Source organism: Dactylosporangium sp. NPDC051485 (genome assembly GCF_040682015.1).
Lineage (GTDB): Bacteria > Actinomycetota > Actinomycetes > Mycobacteriales > Micromonosporaceae > Dactylosporangium.
The window spans coordinates 18,960-34,616 of sequence record NZ_JBFAZW010000080.1 but is presented as its reverse complement, the minus strand read 5'-3'; the positions used below and the strand labels follow the sequence as shown (position 1 = coordinate 34,616).

Annotated in this window: 15 protein-coding genes; 7 read left to right on the top strand and 8 right to left on the bottom strand. The window is 72.2% G+C overall.

Translation table 11 applies throughout. The annotated features are described in order from the left end of the window. Nucleotides 1-206: 206 nt before the first annotated feature. Complete coding sequence (locus tag AB0M46_RS35605) at nt 207-749, bottom strand: TetR family transcriptional regulator (RefSeq protein ID WP_363343457.1); 543 nt, start codon at nt 747-749, stop codon at nt 207-209. A 93-nt stretch (nt 750-842) separates the two neighbouring features. Here AB0M46_RS35605 and AB0M46_RS35600 point away from each other — a divergent pair, with 93 nt between their 5' ends. Both AB0M46_RS35600 and AB0M46_RS35595 read left to right on the top strand, forming a co-directional pair. Then, a complete protein-coding gene (locus AB0M46_RS35600) occupies nt 843-1,691 on the top strand; it encodes an NAD(P)H-binding protein (protein WP_363343455.1) in 849 nt (282 codons plus the stop codon). Between the two features lie 214 nt (nt 1,692-1,905). After that, the gene (locus tag AB0M46_RS35595; protein WP_363343453.1) at nt 1,906-2,517 is read left to right on the top strand and encodes a hypothetical protein; all 612 of its coding nucleotides are present in this window, start codon (nt 1,906-1,908) and stop codon (nt 2,515-2,517) included. On the opposite strand, the gene AB0M46_RS35590 is transcribed toward AB0M46_RS35595, so the two are convergent. Beyond that, nucleotides 2,514-2,867, bottom strand: coding sequence for a nuclear transport factor 2 family protein (locus tag AB0M46_RS35590; protein ID WP_363343451.1), 354 nt, complete (start codon nt 2,865-2,867; stop codon nt 2,514-2,516). The genes AB0M46_RS35595 and AB0M46_RS35590 overlap by 4 nt on opposite strands. A gap of 28 nt (nt 2,868-2,895) precedes the next feature. On the opposite strand from AB0M46_RS35590, the gene AB0M46_RS35585 reads away from it, so the two are divergent. From AB0M46_RS35585 to AB0M46_RS35575, 3 genes are all read left to right on the top strand, one after another. Beyond that, complete coding sequence (locus AB0M46_RS35585) at nt 2,896-3,513, top strand: L-threonylcarbamoyladenylate synthase (protein ID WP_363343449.1); 618 nt, start codon at nt 2,896-2,898, stop codon at nt 3,511-3,513. Between the two features lie 108 nt (nt 3,514-3,621). Beyond that, entirely contained in the window at nt 3,622-3,825 is a 204-nt protein-coding gene (locus AB0M46_RS35580) for a hypothetical protein (RefSeq protein ID WP_363343447.1), read from the top strand. Nucleotides 3,826-3,939: 114 nt separating this feature from the next. Further along, nucleotides 3,940-4,881 (top strand): methyl-accepting chemotaxis protein, encoded by a 942-nt coding sequence (locus tag AB0M46_RS35575; RefSeq protein ID WP_363343445.1) that lies wholly within the window; start codon nt 3,940-3,942, stop codon nt 4,879-4,881. A gap of 73 nt (nt 4,882-4,954) precedes the next feature. On the opposite strand, the gene AB0M46_RS35570 is transcribed toward AB0M46_RS35575, so the two are convergent. The 4 genes from AB0M46_RS35570 to AB0M46_RS35555 are packed head-to-tail and all read right to left on the bottom strand — an operon-like array spanning nt 4,955 to nt 9,786. Then, complete coding sequence (locus AB0M46_RS35570; RefSeq protein WP_363343443.1) at nt 4,955-5,878, bottom strand: aminoglycoside phosphotransferase family protein; 924 nt, start codon at nt 5,876-5,878, stop codon at nt 4,955-4,957. Between the two features lie 56 nt (nt 5,879-5,934). After that, nucleotides 5,935-8,325, bottom strand: a complete 2,391-nt coding sequence (locus AB0M46_RS35565; protein ID WP_363343441.1) for a glycoside hydrolase family 2 protein — start codon at nt 8,323-8,325, stop codon at nt 5,935-5,937. A gap of 50 nt (nt 8,326-8,375) precedes the next feature. Continuing rightward, nucleotides 8,376-8,966 carry a phosphoribosyltransferase family protein gene (locus AB0M46_RS35560; RefSeq protein ID WP_363343439.1) on the bottom strand — a complete coding sequence of 197 codons (591 nt, stop codon included), beginning with the start codon at nt 8,964-8,966 and terminating at the stop codon, nt 8,376-8,378. Beyond that, nucleotides 8,959-9,786 (bottom strand): ATP-grasp domain-containing protein, encoded by an 828-nt coding sequence (locus AB0M46_RS35555; RefSeq protein ID WP_363343437.1) that lies wholly within the window; start codon nt 9,784-9,786, stop codon nt 8,959-8,961. The genes AB0M46_RS35560 and AB0M46_RS35555 overlap by 8 nt, the downstream gene beginning before the upstream one ends. 160 nt (nt 9,787-9,946) lie before the next feature. On the opposite strand from AB0M46_RS35555, the gene AB0M46_RS35550 reads away from it, so the two are divergent. Continuing rightward, nucleotides 9,947-11,671, top strand: a complete 1,725-nt coding sequence (locus AB0M46_RS35550) for a VanW family protein (protein ID WP_363343436.1) — start codon at nt 9,947-9,949, stop codon at nt 11,669-11,671. Here AB0M46_RS35550 and AB0M46_RS35545 read toward each other — a convergent pair. Beyond that, nucleotides 11,599-14,091 (bottom strand): FAD-dependent oxidoreductase, encoded by a 2,493-nt coding sequence (locus tag AB0M46_RS35545; RefSeq protein ID WP_363343434.1) that lies wholly within the window; start codon nt 14,089-14,091, stop codon nt 11,599-11,601. The two genes, AB0M46_RS35550 and AB0M46_RS35545, sit on opposite strands and share 73 nt — an antisense overlap. A 315-nt stretch (nt 14,092-14,406) precedes the next feature. On the opposite strand from AB0M46_RS35545, the gene AB0M46_RS35540 reads away from it, so the two are divergent. Continuing rightward, nucleotides 14,407-14,700, top strand: a complete 294-nt coding sequence (locus AB0M46_RS35540; RefSeq protein WP_363343497.1) for a DUF4193 domain-containing protein — start codon at nt 14,407-14,409, stop codon at nt 14,698-14,700. Between the two features lie 12 nt (nt 14,701-14,712). Here the strand turns inward: AB0M46_RS35540 and AB0M46_RS35535 are convergent, their stop codons facing one another. After that, a complete protein-coding gene (locus AB0M46_RS35535; protein ID WP_363343432.1) occupies nt 14,713-15,609 on the bottom strand; it encodes a ribonuclease Z in 897 nt (298 codons plus the stop codon). Nucleotides 15,610-15,657: the final 48 nt, after the last annotated feature.

Here is a 15,657-nt window from a genome sequence, read left to right as displayed (position 1 = left end):
GGTCGACCCTGTGATCGACAGAGATCGTCCGTGGTAAATCTCGTACGCCGATCGTAGCTTCGGCGGCAGGGCCGCGCAATAACGCGACGAGTTGACGAAATTACGTACGGTTGGCCAGCTCGTCGCGTTGATGCGCGGCCCTGAGCGCGCCGTGCGCCAGGTCGAGACGGACCGGCGGCGGCAGGATTCGGCCGAACTGGGGCAGTTCAGGCCTTGCCGGCCAGGCCGTCGGCGACCAGGGCCAGGCCTCGGCCCTTCGAGGACTCGGGCAGGCGCTGCTCCATGACCAGGGCGCCGGCGATCACGGCGTGCAACTCCGCGGTGGTCAGGTCCGGCCGCACGGCACCGGCGGCCTGGGCGCGGGTCAGCAGGGCGGCGATGGCGGCCTCCAGGGCGGCGCCGGCCTCGTGGATCGGCTCGCCCAGCGGGGCGGTCTCGGTCAGGGCGGCGGACAGGGCCAGGTTCTGGGCGGCCTCGGCGGCCAGGCGGTGGAAGAACGCGTAGAACGCCTCGCCGGCGTCGGGGTTCGCGGCCAGTTCGCCGGCCAGGGTCGTCAGGTCCCGCAGGCGTTCGGCGATCACCGCGGCGAAGAGGGCGTCCTTGGTCGGGAAGTGCCGGTGCACCGTGCCCGGGCCCACGCCGGCCCGGCGGGCCACGTCGTCCAGGCTCACGGCCGGGCCCTCCTCGGCGAACGCGGCGCGGGCCGCGGCCAGGATGCGCTGGCGGTTGCGGACGGCGTCGGCGCGCATGCGGTACCACCCCTTGAAACCGGGGCGCTCGCCCCGCTACAGTGCGGAGGTAACCGGGGCGGGCGCCCCGATTACCGGAAGGACCTACTGCGCATGATTATCGTGACCGGGGCCAACGGGCCGTTCGGGCGGCTGGTGGCCGAGCACCTCGCCCGCCTCGTGCCCGCGGGCGACATGGCCGTCAGCGTGCGGGACGCGAGCCGGGCCGAGCCGCCGGCCGGCGTGCAGGTCAGGACGGCGGACTTCGGGGTGCCGGAGTCGCTGCCGCAGGCGTTCGAGGGCGCCGGGATCGTCTTCGTCAACGCCACCTACTACGGGGCGCCGCCGGAGGTCCGGGCCGGGCACATGCGCCGCGTCCTCGACGCCGCCGTGGCGGCCGGGGTGCGGCGGGTCGTCGTCACCAGCTGGGCCGACGCCGGGCGCAGCACCATCCCCTCGACGCTCGACTTCGCGCGGACCGAGCGGATCGTCGAAGACCTGCCGGTCGGCTGGACGATCGTCCGGGTCGGGTACGGGCTCGCCGCCGCCCTCGCCCGGGACGTGATCGCCGGGCGGCGCGACGGGGTGCTCACCGCCCCGGCCGGCAACGCGGCGCTGGCCGTCGGGGCGACCGCGGACCAGGCCGAGGCGGTCGCCCGAATCCTGACGACGGAGCACGACAGGAAGCGGTACGACCTCACCGGCCCGGACACCATCGGCTGGGACGAGCTGGCCGCGATGGCCGGCGTCGAGTACCGCCCGGAGCCGGAGGCCGGCTACCGCGCCCGATGCCTGCGCGCCGGGTTCCCGCAGCACGCCGCCGACCAGCTGCTCGACCTCTACGCGGCGATCCGCTCAGGGTGGGCCGGGACTCCCACGGGTGACCTGGCGCGGCTGCTCGGCCGTCACCCGGTCATCGCCCGCGCGGCGGTGCAGGAGGCGGTCGACACCTGGGCGTGGTAGCGGCCCTGGCCCGTGGCCCGACAGGGTGAACCGCCGCTGAATCCGGACCGAACAGCCGGGTGGATCGGCCGTTCCGGGGCAGGCGGGAGGCGGTCGGGGCGACTAGGCTCACGATCTTGTGTCGATGCCTTGCGTGACGTGTGGTGCTCCCGGACACGACACCCGCGGCGCCTTTCTCTGCCTCCGGCACGGCGGAGTGCCCTCCGCGGCGTTCGTGGCGGCGCTGGTGGCCGACCCGCCGGCGCCGGTCGACGAGTTCGACGAGATTGAGGACCGCCCGCCTGCGGCGCTGCGGGTGTACACCTGGCTGTTCGTCGTCGTCGTGGCGCTGCACGCGGTGCTGCTCCTGGTCGACGTGCTCGTGCTGCGGCGCGAGGACCAGGTGCTGCGGGCCTACGCGGCCGAGCCCGACACCATCGACCGGCCCTCCACCACGGCCGTGTTCGCGCTGGTCGACCGCGTCGCCGGGGCGGTCACCGTGGCGCTGTGGGTGACGCTGCTGATGTTCGCCGTCTGGTTCGGGGTCGTCGGGCGGGTCTCCGACCGGCTCGGGCGCGACCGGCGCAGCGTGCTGCGGCACTGGACGTACCTCGGCTGGCGGCTCACCCTCGTGCCGCTGGTGATCTATCTGTTCATCGAGGCGGCGCGGGACGAGGTGCACCCGTCGGACCGGGCCGGCTTCGTGGCCAAGGCCCTGGCCGTCAACCACACGGCGATCATGTTCGCCTCGCTGCGGATCGTGATGCTGGTGCTGCTGGGCGCGTTCGTCGTGGTCGTCTGGCGCCGGCTCAACCCGCGCGAACCGGTGATCCCGCCGCCGTACTAAACGTGCTCCATCCACCACTCCGTGAACTCCCGGCACTGGCCCACACCGTCGAGGCGGATCAGCCACAGGTTGCTGTAGGTGGCGTGCGGATAGCTGGTCGTGCCCTGGATGACGCTCAGGTCCGGGCCCACCGTGACCGGGAACCACGAGAACGCTGTGTGCCCGGGGGCGTCCCCGCGGGCCAGCCACTCCGCCACGATGGCGTCCCGGCCGCGCCACGGGTCGGCGTAGGGCGCCGGGTAGTAGGCCGCATCCTCGGCGAACAGCGCCGCGATGTCGTCGCTGGTGTTGCTGCTCCACGCCCGCACGTAGCCCTCGACCCAGCGGGTCACGGCCTCCAGATCCGTCATGGGCTATTCCTACACGTAGGCTGGAACCGTGGCGAGGTACTTCGACGTGCACCCGGACAACCCGCAGCCCCGGCTGCTGCAGCAGATCGTGACGATCCTGCGCGCGGACGGCCTGGTCGCCTATCCCACCGACTCCTGCTACGCGCTGGGCTGCCAGCTGGGCAGCCGGCCGGGGCTGGAGCGGATCCGGGAGATCCGCCGCCTGGACGACCGGCACCATTTCACCCTCGTGTGCCGCGACTTCGCCCAGCTCGGGCAGTTCGTGCAGATCTCCAACGCGGTGTTCCGGCTGGTCAAGGGGGCGACCCCGGGCAGCTACACGTTCATCCTGCCGGCCAGCCCGGAGGTGCCGCGGCGGCTGCTGCACCCGAAGAAGCGCACCGTTGGCGTGCGCATCCCGCAGCACACGGTGACCCAGGCCCTGCTGGCCGAGCTGGGGGAGCCGCTGCTGTCCAGCACGCTGCTGATGCCCGGGCAGGATGAGCCGATGACCCAGGGCTGGGAGATCAAGGAGCTGCTCGACCACCAGCTCGACGCGGTCATCGACGGCGAGTGCGGCGTCGAGCCGACCACCGTGGTGGACCTCTCGGACGACGAGCCGCAGATCCTGCGCGTCGGCGCCGGCGACCCCGGCCGCTTTGCGTGAGCACTCGAGTTCAATAGCCGCCGGCCCGACGGTTGCCGTTTGCCCGAAAGGGCTGCGTGCATGAAAAACGGGCGCTAGCGGTACCGCGTAAAAATGTGGAAATCGGCCGTGAGAACTGAGGCCGAGCGGCCGCGGCTCAGCCTTTCCACCACGCTGCTGAAGTGGCACCGGGACACCGACCGCTACACCACCGCCCTGGACGCCCCGGCGCCCGCGACCCGCCCCTCCTACGCCGGCCCCCTGGTGGGCGCCCTCGCCACCGCTGACCGGCGCCGGCAAGAAAGGTCAGCTCGGTGCAAGCGTGGCCGATAGGCGTGACGTGAGGGCGCGATCGGCAATTGGAGTTGGCGCATGGCGTGGGGACGGGCATCGAAGGATTCAGCCGTAACTCGGCAGCTGTCGACGGACGGCGGGCAGTTGGCGGCCGTGACCGCCGAGCGTGACGCGCTCAGGGCGGAGATCGCGTCGCTGCGGGGCACCGAATCCGCCGCCGTCGAGCGCTTCCAGCTGATGACCGACGCGGCCGGGATCGGCCTGTGGGACATGGACGTCGTGGCCGACGACCCGGTGAACCCGAACAACACGTTCAACTGGTCCCAGGACTTCCGCCGCATGCTGGGCTTCACCGATGCGCGCGACTTCCCGGACATCCTGTCCAGCTGGTCCTCGCGCCTGCACCCCGACGACCTGGACCGAGTGGTCACCGCGTTCATGAATCACCTCAACGATCGCACCGGGCGCATCCCGTACAACATCGAGTACCGGCTGGCGCTCAAGGACGGCAGCTACCGCTGGTTCCGGGCCACCGGGGCGACCAAACGCGACCACAGCGGGGTCCCGCTGCGGGTCGCCGGCGCCCTGTTCGACATCGACAACGAGAAGAACCTGATGGCCACCGCGGAGCGCCAGCTGGCCCAGCTGTCCGCCTCCGCGGCGAAGCTCGGGCAGGTCAGTCAGGACCTCGGACAGGCCGTGACGGCGGCCGCCGCGCGGGCGAACGAGGCCGCCGCCACGATCGGCAAGCTCGACGCCAGCAGCACCGAGATCGGCAACGTCGGCAACCTGATCACCAGCATCGCCGCGCAGACCAACTTGCTGGCCCTCAACGCCACCATCGAAGCGGCCCGGGCCGGCAGCGCCGGCAAGGGGTTCGCCGTCGTCGCCGGCGAGGTCAAGGAGCTCTCCACCGAAACCGGCCAGGCCACCGAGCAGATCGGGGTGCAGATCAAGCAGATCCGGGCGCAGACCGGCGAAGCCGTGAAGAGCATCCAGCAGATCAACGCGACCATGGAGCGACTGCGTTCGACGCAGGAGGCCGTCGACTCGCTCGTGCGGGAACAGAGCGTCTCGGTGCCACACCACCGCTGAAGGGCCGCGCCGATTGACCCATCGCTCAAGAGCGTTGGGGTGGCTCCCCGCGACGCGGCCAGCCGGTGCCGGACTATGGCAGGCGAGGGAGCAACAGGCCGGCGACGTCCAGAGCGCGGCTGATCGGGGACCAGTCCGCAGCGGGAGTCCAGTCCTCGGCCGACCACACATCGGACATGACCGCCTTGACGAACCCCCATGCCACCACCCGGTCCACCGGGATCGCCAGTTCGTCGGCAAGCTGTTCCACCCGCGACGGGACCAGCGCGGTCAATGCCTCGTCGCGGTTGGCTGGATCGGGGTTGAACAGCAGTGCGCCGACCTCGTAGCCGGGATCGCCAACGATGCCGTGCGGGTCGATGGCCAGCCACGGCTCGCGGGCCGCCCGCAGGATGTTGTCGTGGTGCAGGTCGCCGTGCAGGACAACGCGTTCGGTGGCCGACACGCACAGCTCGCGCATCACAGCGCCGGCGCGCACGACAAGGTCGAGCGGCAGCGGTCCGGCGTCGCCGTGAACGGCCACGTAGTTGTCGAACGCCGCAGCCTGGGACACGGCCTCGGGCATCGCGCAGCCGGGCGGTGGCGGCACGTGCAAACGCCGCATCACACCAACCGCTGCGGATGTCGCCTCGCTGTCCCGATCAGGAACCAGGTCGCGGGCACGCCAACCAGGGGTGACCCGTTCCAACAGCAACGCGCCACGGTCAAGGTCCGCCCGCAGCAGCCGCACCGCCCCGCAGCCCGCGAACGCTGCCAATGCCGGCGCCTCCTCGGCCAGCGACGTGCCGGTCGGCACACCGAGCTTGAGGACGGCTGGCATCCCGTCCCCGCAGGTGACCGCGGTGACGTAGTGGTAGGACAGCTCGTACGGCGAACCGACCGTGAGCTCCCAGTCGTTGGCCAGCTCCCGCAGGATGGACGGCAGATCGGCGAGCCATCGGACGCCGTCATCACCCCAGGCCCCCTCGACGTTACGGGCCAACTCCTCGGTGATCACTCCCGGACCATACTCGACGTCAAGCAAACAGCCCCGCCGAACGGCGGCAGGGTGCGTCAGTCCCGGACGATGAGGTCGTTCGCCGTCCGGAGCACGGTGGACCACACCGCGGGGTCGGTCTCGCAGACCCCGCGCACCTGGAAGACGGCCGTCTCGCCGGGCAGCAGTGTGACCAGCTGCTCGTCGACGGTGGCGGCCGGGTCCAGCCGATCCGGGAAGACCGTCAGGTCGCGCAGCAGCGACGCGGCGGTCACCTCCAGGCGCACACCGTCCGCCGTGGGAGACGCCGCGATCCGGTAGCGCGGGGCAGGGTACTGCAGGTCCACGTCCTCGGCGAAGAACCAGAAGGCGTTGCCGGCCACGAGCAGTTCACCGGCCGCGTCAACCGGCGTGGCGACGTCCGGCGGGATGGGGACGGCGACCGCGGTGCCCGGCGGGACGTCGAACGCCACCGTGGCCTCGGCCCGCGGGGTGCCGTCGAAGCCCAGGCGGCGGACCTGCGCCTCGGCCCGCCACGCGGAAGCGGCGTCGTTGACGGCCACCAGCGCGAGCGAGCCGTCGCGCGGCTGGATGGTGAGGAGGCGTTCGCCGTACACCCGGCGCAGGGCGAACCAGAGGGGCTTGCGGCGGCCGTCGCCGTCGATCGCCGACCACGACGTCACCGGCCAGTTGTCGTTGAGCTGCCACACGATGGTGCCGGCGCAGTAGGGCGACAGCGCGCGGAAGTGCTCGATGCCGAAGGCGATGGCGCGGGCCTGGTTGAGCTGGGTGGCCCAGTGCCAGTCGTCGAACGTGGCCGGGGGCGGGAAGTGCCCGTGCAGGCCGCGGGCGAGCTTGCCGTTGCCGTCGCCGGCCTTCTGGTGGTGCAGCACGCCGGGGGAGTCCGGGGCGAGCGGCTCGTCGGACACGGCCCGGCGCAGGGTGGCGTAGGCCGGCGGGGCCTGGAAGCCGAACTCGGCCACGAACCGCGGGCGGTAGGTCGCGTAGTGCCGGTAGTCGTGGGTGTTCCACACGTCCCAGATGTGCGTGGTGCCGTGCGCGGGGTCGTTCGGGTGCAGCGCCGGGTCGCCCGACCAGGGGCTGCCGGGCCAGTACGGCCGGGACGGGTCGAGCCCGGCCACGATCTCGGGCAGCACGCGCAGGTAGTAGCCCTCGCCCCAGGTCCGCCCCTGCAACTGCTCGGCCCAGCCCCAGTCGCGGTGGCCCCAGATGTTCTCGTTGTTGCCGACCCACAGCACCAGGCTCGGGTGCGGCATCAGCCGGACCACCTGCTCGCGGGCCTCGGCGGCCACCTCGCCGGCGAGGGGCTCCTCCTCCGGGTAGGCGGCGCAGGCGAAGAGGAAGTCCTGCCCGACCAGCACGCCGAGTTCGTCGGCCAGGTCGTAGAAGTCGTCGCTCTCGTACCGCCCGCCGCCCCACACCCGCAGGTAGTTCACGCCGGCCTCGACCGCCTGGCCGATCCGTTCGGCGTAGCGGGCCCGGTCGACCCGCGTCACGAAGGCGTCGTCGGGGATCCAGTTGACCCCGCGCACGAACACGGGCCGCCCGTTGACCTTCAGCACGAACGGCGTGCCGCCCCCGTCCGGCGTGGTGTCCAGCTCGATGGTCCGGAACCCGATCCGGCGCTGCCAGGTGTCGAGGCCTTCCCCGAGCGTGACCGTCAGATCGTACAAATCGGGCGCGCCCAGGCCTCGCGGCCACCACAGCCGCGGCGACGGCACCTCCACCGTCACGGTCGCCGCACGGGCGCCCGCCGGGATCTGCACCGACGCGGTCCGTCCGGCGATCTCCGCGCGGAGTTGCAGGGCCGTCTCCCGCGTCCTTTCCACCTCGACGTGTACGTCCACCAGCCCCCGATCCCCGTCGACCGTCACGACCGGGCGCACCCGGGAGAGCCGCGCGGTGGACCAGGCGTCCAGCCCGATCGGCTGCCAGATCCCCGCGGTGACCACGGTCGGGCCCCAGTCCCAGCCGAAGTTGCAGGCCATCTTGCGGATGTACTGAAACGGTTCTGGGTACGCATTCGGCCGCGCCCCGACGGCGTCCCGCACGCCCTGCGCGTACTCGTACGCCGAGGAGAACCGCACGCTGAGCCGGTTGCCGGTGGGCTGCAGCAGGTGGCCGACGTCGAAGCGGTACCCCCGGTGCATGTTCGCGGTCCGTCCGACCTCGACCCCGTTGAGCTCGACCGACGCCACGGTGTCGAGCCCCTCGGCCACCAGGTCGACCCGCTCGCCGGGGATGCCGTCGAAGACCGTCGAATAACACCAGGTCGTCCGGCCGATCCAGGACAGCCGCGTCTCGTTGTCGTCCAGCAGCGGGTCGGGGATCGCGCCGGCGGCCAGCAGGTCGGTGTGCACGCACCCGGGCACGGTGGCGGGGAACTCCTGCCCGTCTCCCTCGGCGCGGACGGTCCAGCCGGAGTGGAGGGGACGCGGGTCGGACATGTGCTGCTCCCGAGCTACTGAACCGGACAGGTTGCCATGCAGCCCAGCGCTCAGCCGTCGGTCCGGGGTGCAACTTCCGCGTCGAGCATAGCTTCCGCGGCGGTCATCACTTCCGTGTCGACCAGCCCTTCGGCGCTCAGCAGCGCGCGGGCGTCGAGGCGCCGCCGCACGTCGTCGCGGTCCTGGAGGTCGTCGACCACGCAGGCCAGCCCGAGCCACTCGGCGCCGATCTCCTCGACCATGTCCCGGATCGCGAGGGCCTGTGCGCCGCTCTCGACCCAGTCGTCGACGCACAGCACCCGGTCGTGCGGGCGGACGAGCGCGCGGCGGAAGCTCAGGGTCATCTGCCGTGGCAGGTCGCGCCCGATGTGGAAGGGCGAGTGCGCCGCCACCCGGTCGTTCTTGCGCACCTCGACGAGCCCGACGCCGAGGTGCGCGGCGACGAGCGCGCCGATCAGCGTGCCCCGCGAGGCCGGGCCGAGCACCACGGTCGGGGCCGGCTCGAACAGCGCCGCCAGGGCCGGCGGCAGGTCGCGCAGCACCACGGGATCGCGCCACCACTCGGTGATGTCGGCGTAGGCCACGTCCGGGCCGCCGCGCCAGTGGAACCCGACGCGGAGCCGGGTCGGCAGGTCAGGCACCGAGCGCGGGGGCAGGCTGCCACCGCCAGCGGGGGTCGCAGTCCGGGTCGTTCGCGGCCAGCACCGCCCTCAGGACGCCGTCGGGGTCGCAGCTGTACAGCCCGGAGCTCCACACGTTGTTGACCTCGAGCACCGCGAACTGCCCGGCGTCGGTGCGCCCGACGTCGATCACCGCGGTCGGCGGGATGTCGGCCGCCGGCAGGTCGGCGAGCATGAGCGCGACGAACGCGGCCGCCTCGTCATGCCAGGACGCCCGGTGCATGCGCAGCGAGGGGCTCCACTCCTCGCCCTCCACCAGGTACGGCGACCACGCCACCGGCTGCCGCCCGATGGTGAACACCCGGTACTCCGAGGCGAGGTCCAGCCAGTGGTCCATGATGATCAGCGTGCTGTCGGCCGGCAGCCGCGCGGTGCGCAGCCGGTTGCGCAGGTCGTCGGCGTTGCGCACCCAGGCCGCGGAGAACGCCGGGTGCTTCTCGTCGGCGAGCTTGGCCACCGCCGGCCGGGGCCCCACCACGTCGGGCGCCTCACCGACGCTGACCAGCCGGATGTCGCGCCCGGTGACGTTCTTGGGCAGGGCCGCGAACCACGTGGGGGAGGCGCCGGACAGGCACACGTCGGCGCCCCCGGCGATGAGCGTCGTGAGGTATCCGCCCGCGGCCCGCCACGCCACCCCGTCGGCCGAGTGGAGCCCGTTGACCTCGGCCGGATCGCCCGGCAGCTGCGCGACCGGCAGGCCGATGCGCTGGGCGGCGTGCGTCAGCGCGGCGCTCGCCTCGGGGGAGCGCACGCGCAATGCCAGGGTCCGGAACTGACGCACCCTCATATCCTGCCAGCGAGCCTCGTCAGTGTCGTTGCCGGTGGCAGGGGACGGCATACCGCGGCCCGTCGGACTTCGCCAACAGTAGTCACACTGACACTTTAGGGGACATTCAGTTCGAGGTTTGGTATGAAAGTAACAAATCGGGCACGGTAATGTCATGGCTACCGTGCTCCGGACGCGGCCCTTCGTCCCGCCCATGACGCGCCGCAAGCGCGCGGCGCAGCGCCGCCGCCTGGTGATCGCCGTCACGCTGCTCCTGCTGACCCCGACGGTGGTGACCCTGCGCGCCTACTCGCACGACGTCGCCCGCGGCGTCCGCGTGCTCGGCGTCGACGTCGGCGGCCGCTCCCGCGCCGACGCCGCCCGCGCGCTGACCGCCGGGCTGGCCGAGCGCCTGCGCCAGCCGGTCACGGCCAAGGTCGGCACCGAGCCGGCCGTGCTGCTGCCCCTGGCCGTCGGCCTCGCCGTCGACGTCCCCGCGACCGTCGAGCGGGCCGCCGCCGCGAGCCCGGTCCCGCTCCTGCACGCCGACGTCGACCCGGTGGTGACCGTGGACCCCGCCCGGCTCTACACGGCGCTCATGGGCCATCTCGGCCCGCAGGGCGACGCCCCGGTCATGCCGGCCGTGCGCTTCGACAAGCTGCGCCCGGTGCCGGTGTACCCCGAGCCGGGCCGCGGCCTGGACCGCCGCGCCATCGGCGCCATCGCCACGGCGGGCTGGCTGCGCCGCCAGGTCATCGAGTTCCCGGTCGTCGACCTGGTGCCGCGCTCGTCGAGGGCCGACGTCGACCGCCTCGTGCGTGACCTGGCCACCCCCGCGGTCGCCGCCCCGCTGGTCCTGAGCACCCCGCGCGGCGACGTGACGCTCCCGGCCACGGCCATCGCGGGCGCCCTGCGCCTGGAGTCCGACCCCGACGGCCTGCTGACCCCGTCGGTCGACGGCGACGCCCTGCGCAAGGCGGCATCCTCCGCGTTCGCCAGGGTCGAGATCCCGCCGACGGACGCCCGCTTCGAGGTCGCCGCCGGTCGTCCCGTGATCCGCCCGCAGACGGACGGCAGCCGCATCGACCTGTCCTTCCCGGCGCTGCTGGACGCCCTGCGCTCCACCGCCACCCCGCGCCGGGTCACGGTCCCGATGGTGGCGGCGAAGGCCGGTACCACCGCGGCGGTCCTGGAAAACCTCGGCGTCGCGGCGCCGGTGGCCACGTTCACCACCAAGTTCACGCCGGGCGAGCCCCGGGTCGTCAACATCCGGACCATGGCCGAGGCCCTGCGCGGCACCCTGATCCGCCCCGGCGAGACGTTCTCCCTCAACGCCCGCGTCGGCGACCGCACCCACGCCAAGGGCTACGTCGACGCCCCCGGCATCGAGGACGGCAAAATCAAGAACACGCCGGGCGGCGGCGTCTCCCAGGTCGCCACCACGCTCTTCAACGCCGGCTACCTGGCCGGCATGCAGGACGTGGAGCACCATCCGCACAGCTACTACTTCGACCGCTACCCCGCGGTGATCGAGGCCACCGTCGTCTACGGCGCCCTGGACCTCCGCCTGCGCAACGACGCCCCGACGGCCCTGCTCATCGACACGGCCACCACCGACGACGCCGTGACCGTGACCCTCTACGGCACGAAGCGCTACGACATCTCCACCGACTACGGCCCGCGCACGAAGGTCGCCCAGCCCCGCACGGTGTACCTCGAGGAGTCCGACTGCAACCCGACGAACGGGGCTGAGGGCTTCACGCAGGAGGCCTACCGCGTCTTCAAGCACAACGGCAAGGAACTGCGCCGCGAGCGGTTCGCGTGGCGCTACGACCCGGAGCCCCGCTTCGTCTGCGGCCCGCCCCCACCCCCGTCGAGCCGCCCCGACCCCTCCACCTGAACCCGCACGCGCTCGCTCGTGGGGTCGTACAAGGGGCGCAGGGAGGCGCGGGCCGGATAGGGCGCGCCGGCGATCTCCACGGTCAGCGGGGCGGCGTCCAGCCAGGCCTGGTCGAGGGGCTCCGGGCCGGCGTCGAGCATGGCCAGGCCGACGGCGCCGCCCAGGGTGTGGCCGTAGGAGGCGGCTCGGACGTAGCCGACGTCCCGGCCGTCGCGGCGGACGACCTCCCCGTGGTACATCAGCGCCTTCGGGTCGGTGACGAGGACCTGGACGAGGCGGCGGGTCAGCGGGCCCCGCGCCTTGCGGGCCAGCACCGCCTCGCGGCCGATGAAGTCGCCCTTGTCCAGGGCCACGGCGAAGCCCAGGCCGGCCTCCAGCACGTCGTCGGTGTTGTCGATGTCGTGGCCGTAGTCGCGGTACCCCTTCTCCATGCGCAGGCTGGCGAGGGCCTTCAGCCCGGCGTGGTGCAGGCTGCGGCCGGCGCCGGCCGCGACCAGCCGCTCGTGGACGTGGACCGCCTGCTCGGCCGGCACGTAGAGCTCGTAGCCCAGCTCGCCGACGTAGGTGATGCGCAGGCAGAGCACCCGGGCGAAGCCGATCTCCAGCTCGGCGGCGCCCCGGAAGGGCAGGGTGATCTCGGCGTCGGCCGCGGCGGCCAGGATCTCCCGCGAGCGGGGGCCCTGCAGGTTGATCTGGGCCCAGCCGGAGGTGACGTCGGCGGCGAAGGCGTGTCTCCCGTCCAGGTGCCGGGTCAGCCGGGTGAAGGCGTGGCGGTGGGCGGTGTCGGAGGCGACGACCCAGAAGCGGTCCTCGTCGAGCTGGGTGACGGTCAGGTCGGCCTCGATAGTGCCGGCCTCGTTGAGCCACTGGGTGTAGGTGACCCGCCCCGGGTTGGCGACCCGGTTGGCCGAGAGCTCCTCCAGCGCGGCCGCCGCGTCGCGGCCCTGGACCAGGAACTTGGCCATGAAGGACATATCCACGAGGACGGCGTCCTCGCGCGCCGCCCGGTGCTCGGCCGCCCACTGCCCGAACCAGTCCGGTCTACCCCATGAGGGGGCAAAAGTTCCGGAATAGTGGTAGAAGTCGGGCATTTCCCAGCCTGAGACGTCGCGGAGGTACGGCCGCAGATCGGACAGCGCCGAGTGCAGTGGCGAGCGGCGCGCGAACCGGGCCGAGGTGAAGGCGCGGGAAGGGAAGTGCGTGGCGTAGACCTGCCCCAGCGCCTCGACCGTGCGGGAGGCGCGATACGCGCGGTTGCGCTGGTACGGCTGCAGCCGGTCGATGTTCATCCCGGTCACGTCGACGTCGGGGCGCCCGGAGGCGATCCACGCGGCCAGCGCCCGGCCGATCCCGCCCCCGGTGAGGATGCCGATGGAGTTCATCCCGGCGGCCACGAAGTAGTTGCGCAGCTCCGGCGACTCCCCGAAGATCGGCGCCAGGTCCGGGGTGAAGCTCTCCGGCCCGCAGAAGAAGGTCCGCACCCCCGCCGTCGCGGTCGCCGGGATGCGGGCCATCGCCGCCTCCAGGTAGGGCGCCATGCGGTCCCAGTCCGGCGGGAGCGTGCCGAAGGCGAAGTCGTCGGGCACCCGCTCGACGCTCCACGGGGCCGCCGCGCCCTCGAACAGCCCGACCATGAGGCCGCCGGTCTCCTCGCGGAAGTACCCGTAGGCGCCCGGATCCTCCAGCACCGGCAGGTCGGCGCTGACGCCCTCGATCGGCTCGGTGATGAGGTAGTAGTGCTCGGCCGCCTGCAGCGGGATGCTGACCCCGGCCTCCTCGCCGAGCTGCCGGGCCCACATGCCGGCGCAGTTCACCACGATCTCGGCCTCGACGTCGCCGAACGGGGTGCGCACGCCGGTCACGGTGCCGCCCTTGCGCAGCGTGCCGGTCACCGGGACGCCCTCGATGATCCGCACGCCCCGCTGCCGGGCCCCCTTGGCCAGCGACATGGTCACATCGACCGGGTTGGCCCGCCCGTCCTCGGCCACGTAGAAGCCGGCGAGCACGTCGTCGGTGCGGGCCGGCGGGAAGAGCGCCTTGACCTCGGCGGGGGAGATCTCGTGCACGTCGACGCCGAGGTGACGGTTGAAGGCGGCCACCCGGCGGTACTCCTCCAGCCTCCCCTCGTCGGCGGCCAGCTCGATGAACCCGCACTGGCGCAGGCCGGTGGACAGGCCGGTCTCGGCCTCCAGACCGGCGTACAGGTCGCGGGTGTACTGTCGCAGCCGGGTCGAGGTCTCCGAGAGTGAGCCGAAGGTGACCATCAACCCGGCCGCGTGCCACGTGGTCCCGGCCGTGAGCCGGTTGCGCTCCAGCAGCAGGACGTCGGCAACGCCCATCTTCGCCAGGTGATACGCGACGGAGGTGCCGACGACGCCGCCGCCCACGACCACGACGCGGGCCCGCTCGGGGAGGTCCATGCCGAGCACTGTAGCCGCCACCGGGGCGTTCCCCCGAACAGTCGGCGCCGGGCCGCTGACCTGCGGCGTTACGGAAGTCATAGGAACATGCCGGCCGAGAATGGCAAAAGGGCGCACGCAGGCGACTCGGCGAGGTAGCCTCGTGGGCGCTGCCGCTGTTGATATGTCCACAGTGGAGCAGAACGGGCCTGGATTCGAGTGAGCCGGCGTGAGCCGGGACACACCTGGATTCATTCATGTCGGTCGGGAACACATCCGAGGCCGGCGGCGTTCGTTACACAACCAAGTCACCAAGAGAGGGTGAACGCCATGGCCATCAGTACCGACTACGACGCGCCACGCCACCCAGCCGGGAACGACCTCGCGGAGGACAGCCTCGAGGAGCTCACGGCGCGCCGGGCGAACGGTCAGTCGGCCTCGGTCGACGTCGACGACAACGACCTCGGCTTCGAGTTGCCCGGCGCCGAGCTGGCCGACGAGGAACTGACCGTTCCCGTCGTGCCCATGCGCGGCGACGAGTTCCGTTGCTCCAGTTGTTTCCTCGTGCACCACCGCAGCCAGCTGGCTCGGGAGCGCAACGGGGCGCCGATCTGCACCGAGTGCAGCTGACCGTCCTTACCCCTATCCGCGGATCCTGACCCGCGTCAGGTCCTCGGCCACCACAACCTCGCCGTCGAAGAACGCTTCCGCCTCCCGCCGGAAGCGCGACGGGTCGTCGTAGCGCTGCGAGAAGTGGGTCAGCACGAGCGTGCCGACCCCACACTCCGCGGCCACCTTCGCCGCCTGCCCAGCGGTCAGGTGCCCGTGCGCGACGGCCAGTCCCTCGTCCTCGGCGAGGTAGGTGGACTCGATCACGAGCACGTCGGCTCCGTCGGCCAGCGTCTCGACGCCACCGCAGAGCCGCGTGTCCATCACGAATGCGAACCGCTGGCCCCTGCGGGGTTCGCTCACGTCCTCCAGCCGTACCCCGTTCAGCTCCCCGGCCCGCTGCAGGGCCGCGATGTCCGGCCCGGCGATGCCGCGCTCGCGCAGCCGGTCCGGCAGCATGCGTCTCCCGTCGGGCTCGATGAGGCGGTAGCCGTAGGCCTCGATGCCGTGGTCGAGGCGGTGAGCCTCCAGCGAGAATCGCGCGCATTGCTCCACGAACATGTCCGACGCAATCGGGCGTTTCGTGATGACTGCGGCGTCGTAGAACGGGGACGCGTGGCGGAGGCGGTCGAAGTACACCTCGCCGGAAGCGGGGAAGTAGGCCTGCACGTCGTGCGGCGAGCCGTCCAGCGAGATCCGCTGGATCACGCCCGGGAGCCCGAGACAGTGGTCGCCGTGGAAGTGGGTGAGGCAGATCCGGGTGATGTCGCTCGCCGCCACCCCCGCGCGGACCATCTGCCGCTGCGTGCCGTCGCCCGGGTCGAAGAGGATGCCCTCGCCGTCCCACGTCAGGAAGTACCCGTTGTGATTGCGCTCCCGGGTCGGGACCTGGCTGGACGTGCCGAGCACGACGAGCTCGCGCGGAGACATCGGCAGAGCCTACGCCTGTTGTTCGCCCGCCGTTGCTCGCCCGGACAG

Excerpts from the sequence above, each read along its gene's own strand:
- AB0M46_RS35605 (WP_363343457.1), bottom strand. The coding sequence starts at position 749 with ATGCGCGCCGACGCCGTCCGCAACCGCCAGCGCATCCTGGCCGCGGCC.
- AB0M46_RS35600 (WP_363343455.1), top strand. The coding sequence starts at position 843 with ATGATTATCGTGACCGGGGCCAACGGGCCGTTCGGGCGGCTGGTGGCC.
- AB0M46_RS35590 (WP_363343451.1), bottom strand. The coding sequence starts at position 2,867 with ATGACGGATCTGGAGGCCGTGACCCGCTGGGTCGAGGGCTACGTGCGG.
- AB0M46_RS35565 (WP_363343441.1), bottom strand. The coding sequence starts at position 8,325 with ATGTCCGACCCGCGTCCCCTCCACTCCGGCTGGACCGTCCGCGCCGAG.
- AB0M46_RS35550 (WP_363343436.1), top strand. The coding sequence starts at position 9,947 with ATGGCTACCGTGCTCCGGACGCGGCCCTTCGTCCCGCCCATGACGCGC.
- AB0M46_RS35545 (WP_363343434.1), bottom strand. The coding sequence starts at position 14,091 with ATGGACCTCCCCGAGCGGGCCCGCGTCGTGGTCGTGGGCGGCGGCGTC.
- AB0M46_RS35535 (WP_363343432.1), bottom strand. The coding sequence starts at position 15,609 with ATGTCTCCGCGCGAGCTCGTCGTGCTCGGCACGTCCAGCCAGGTCCCG.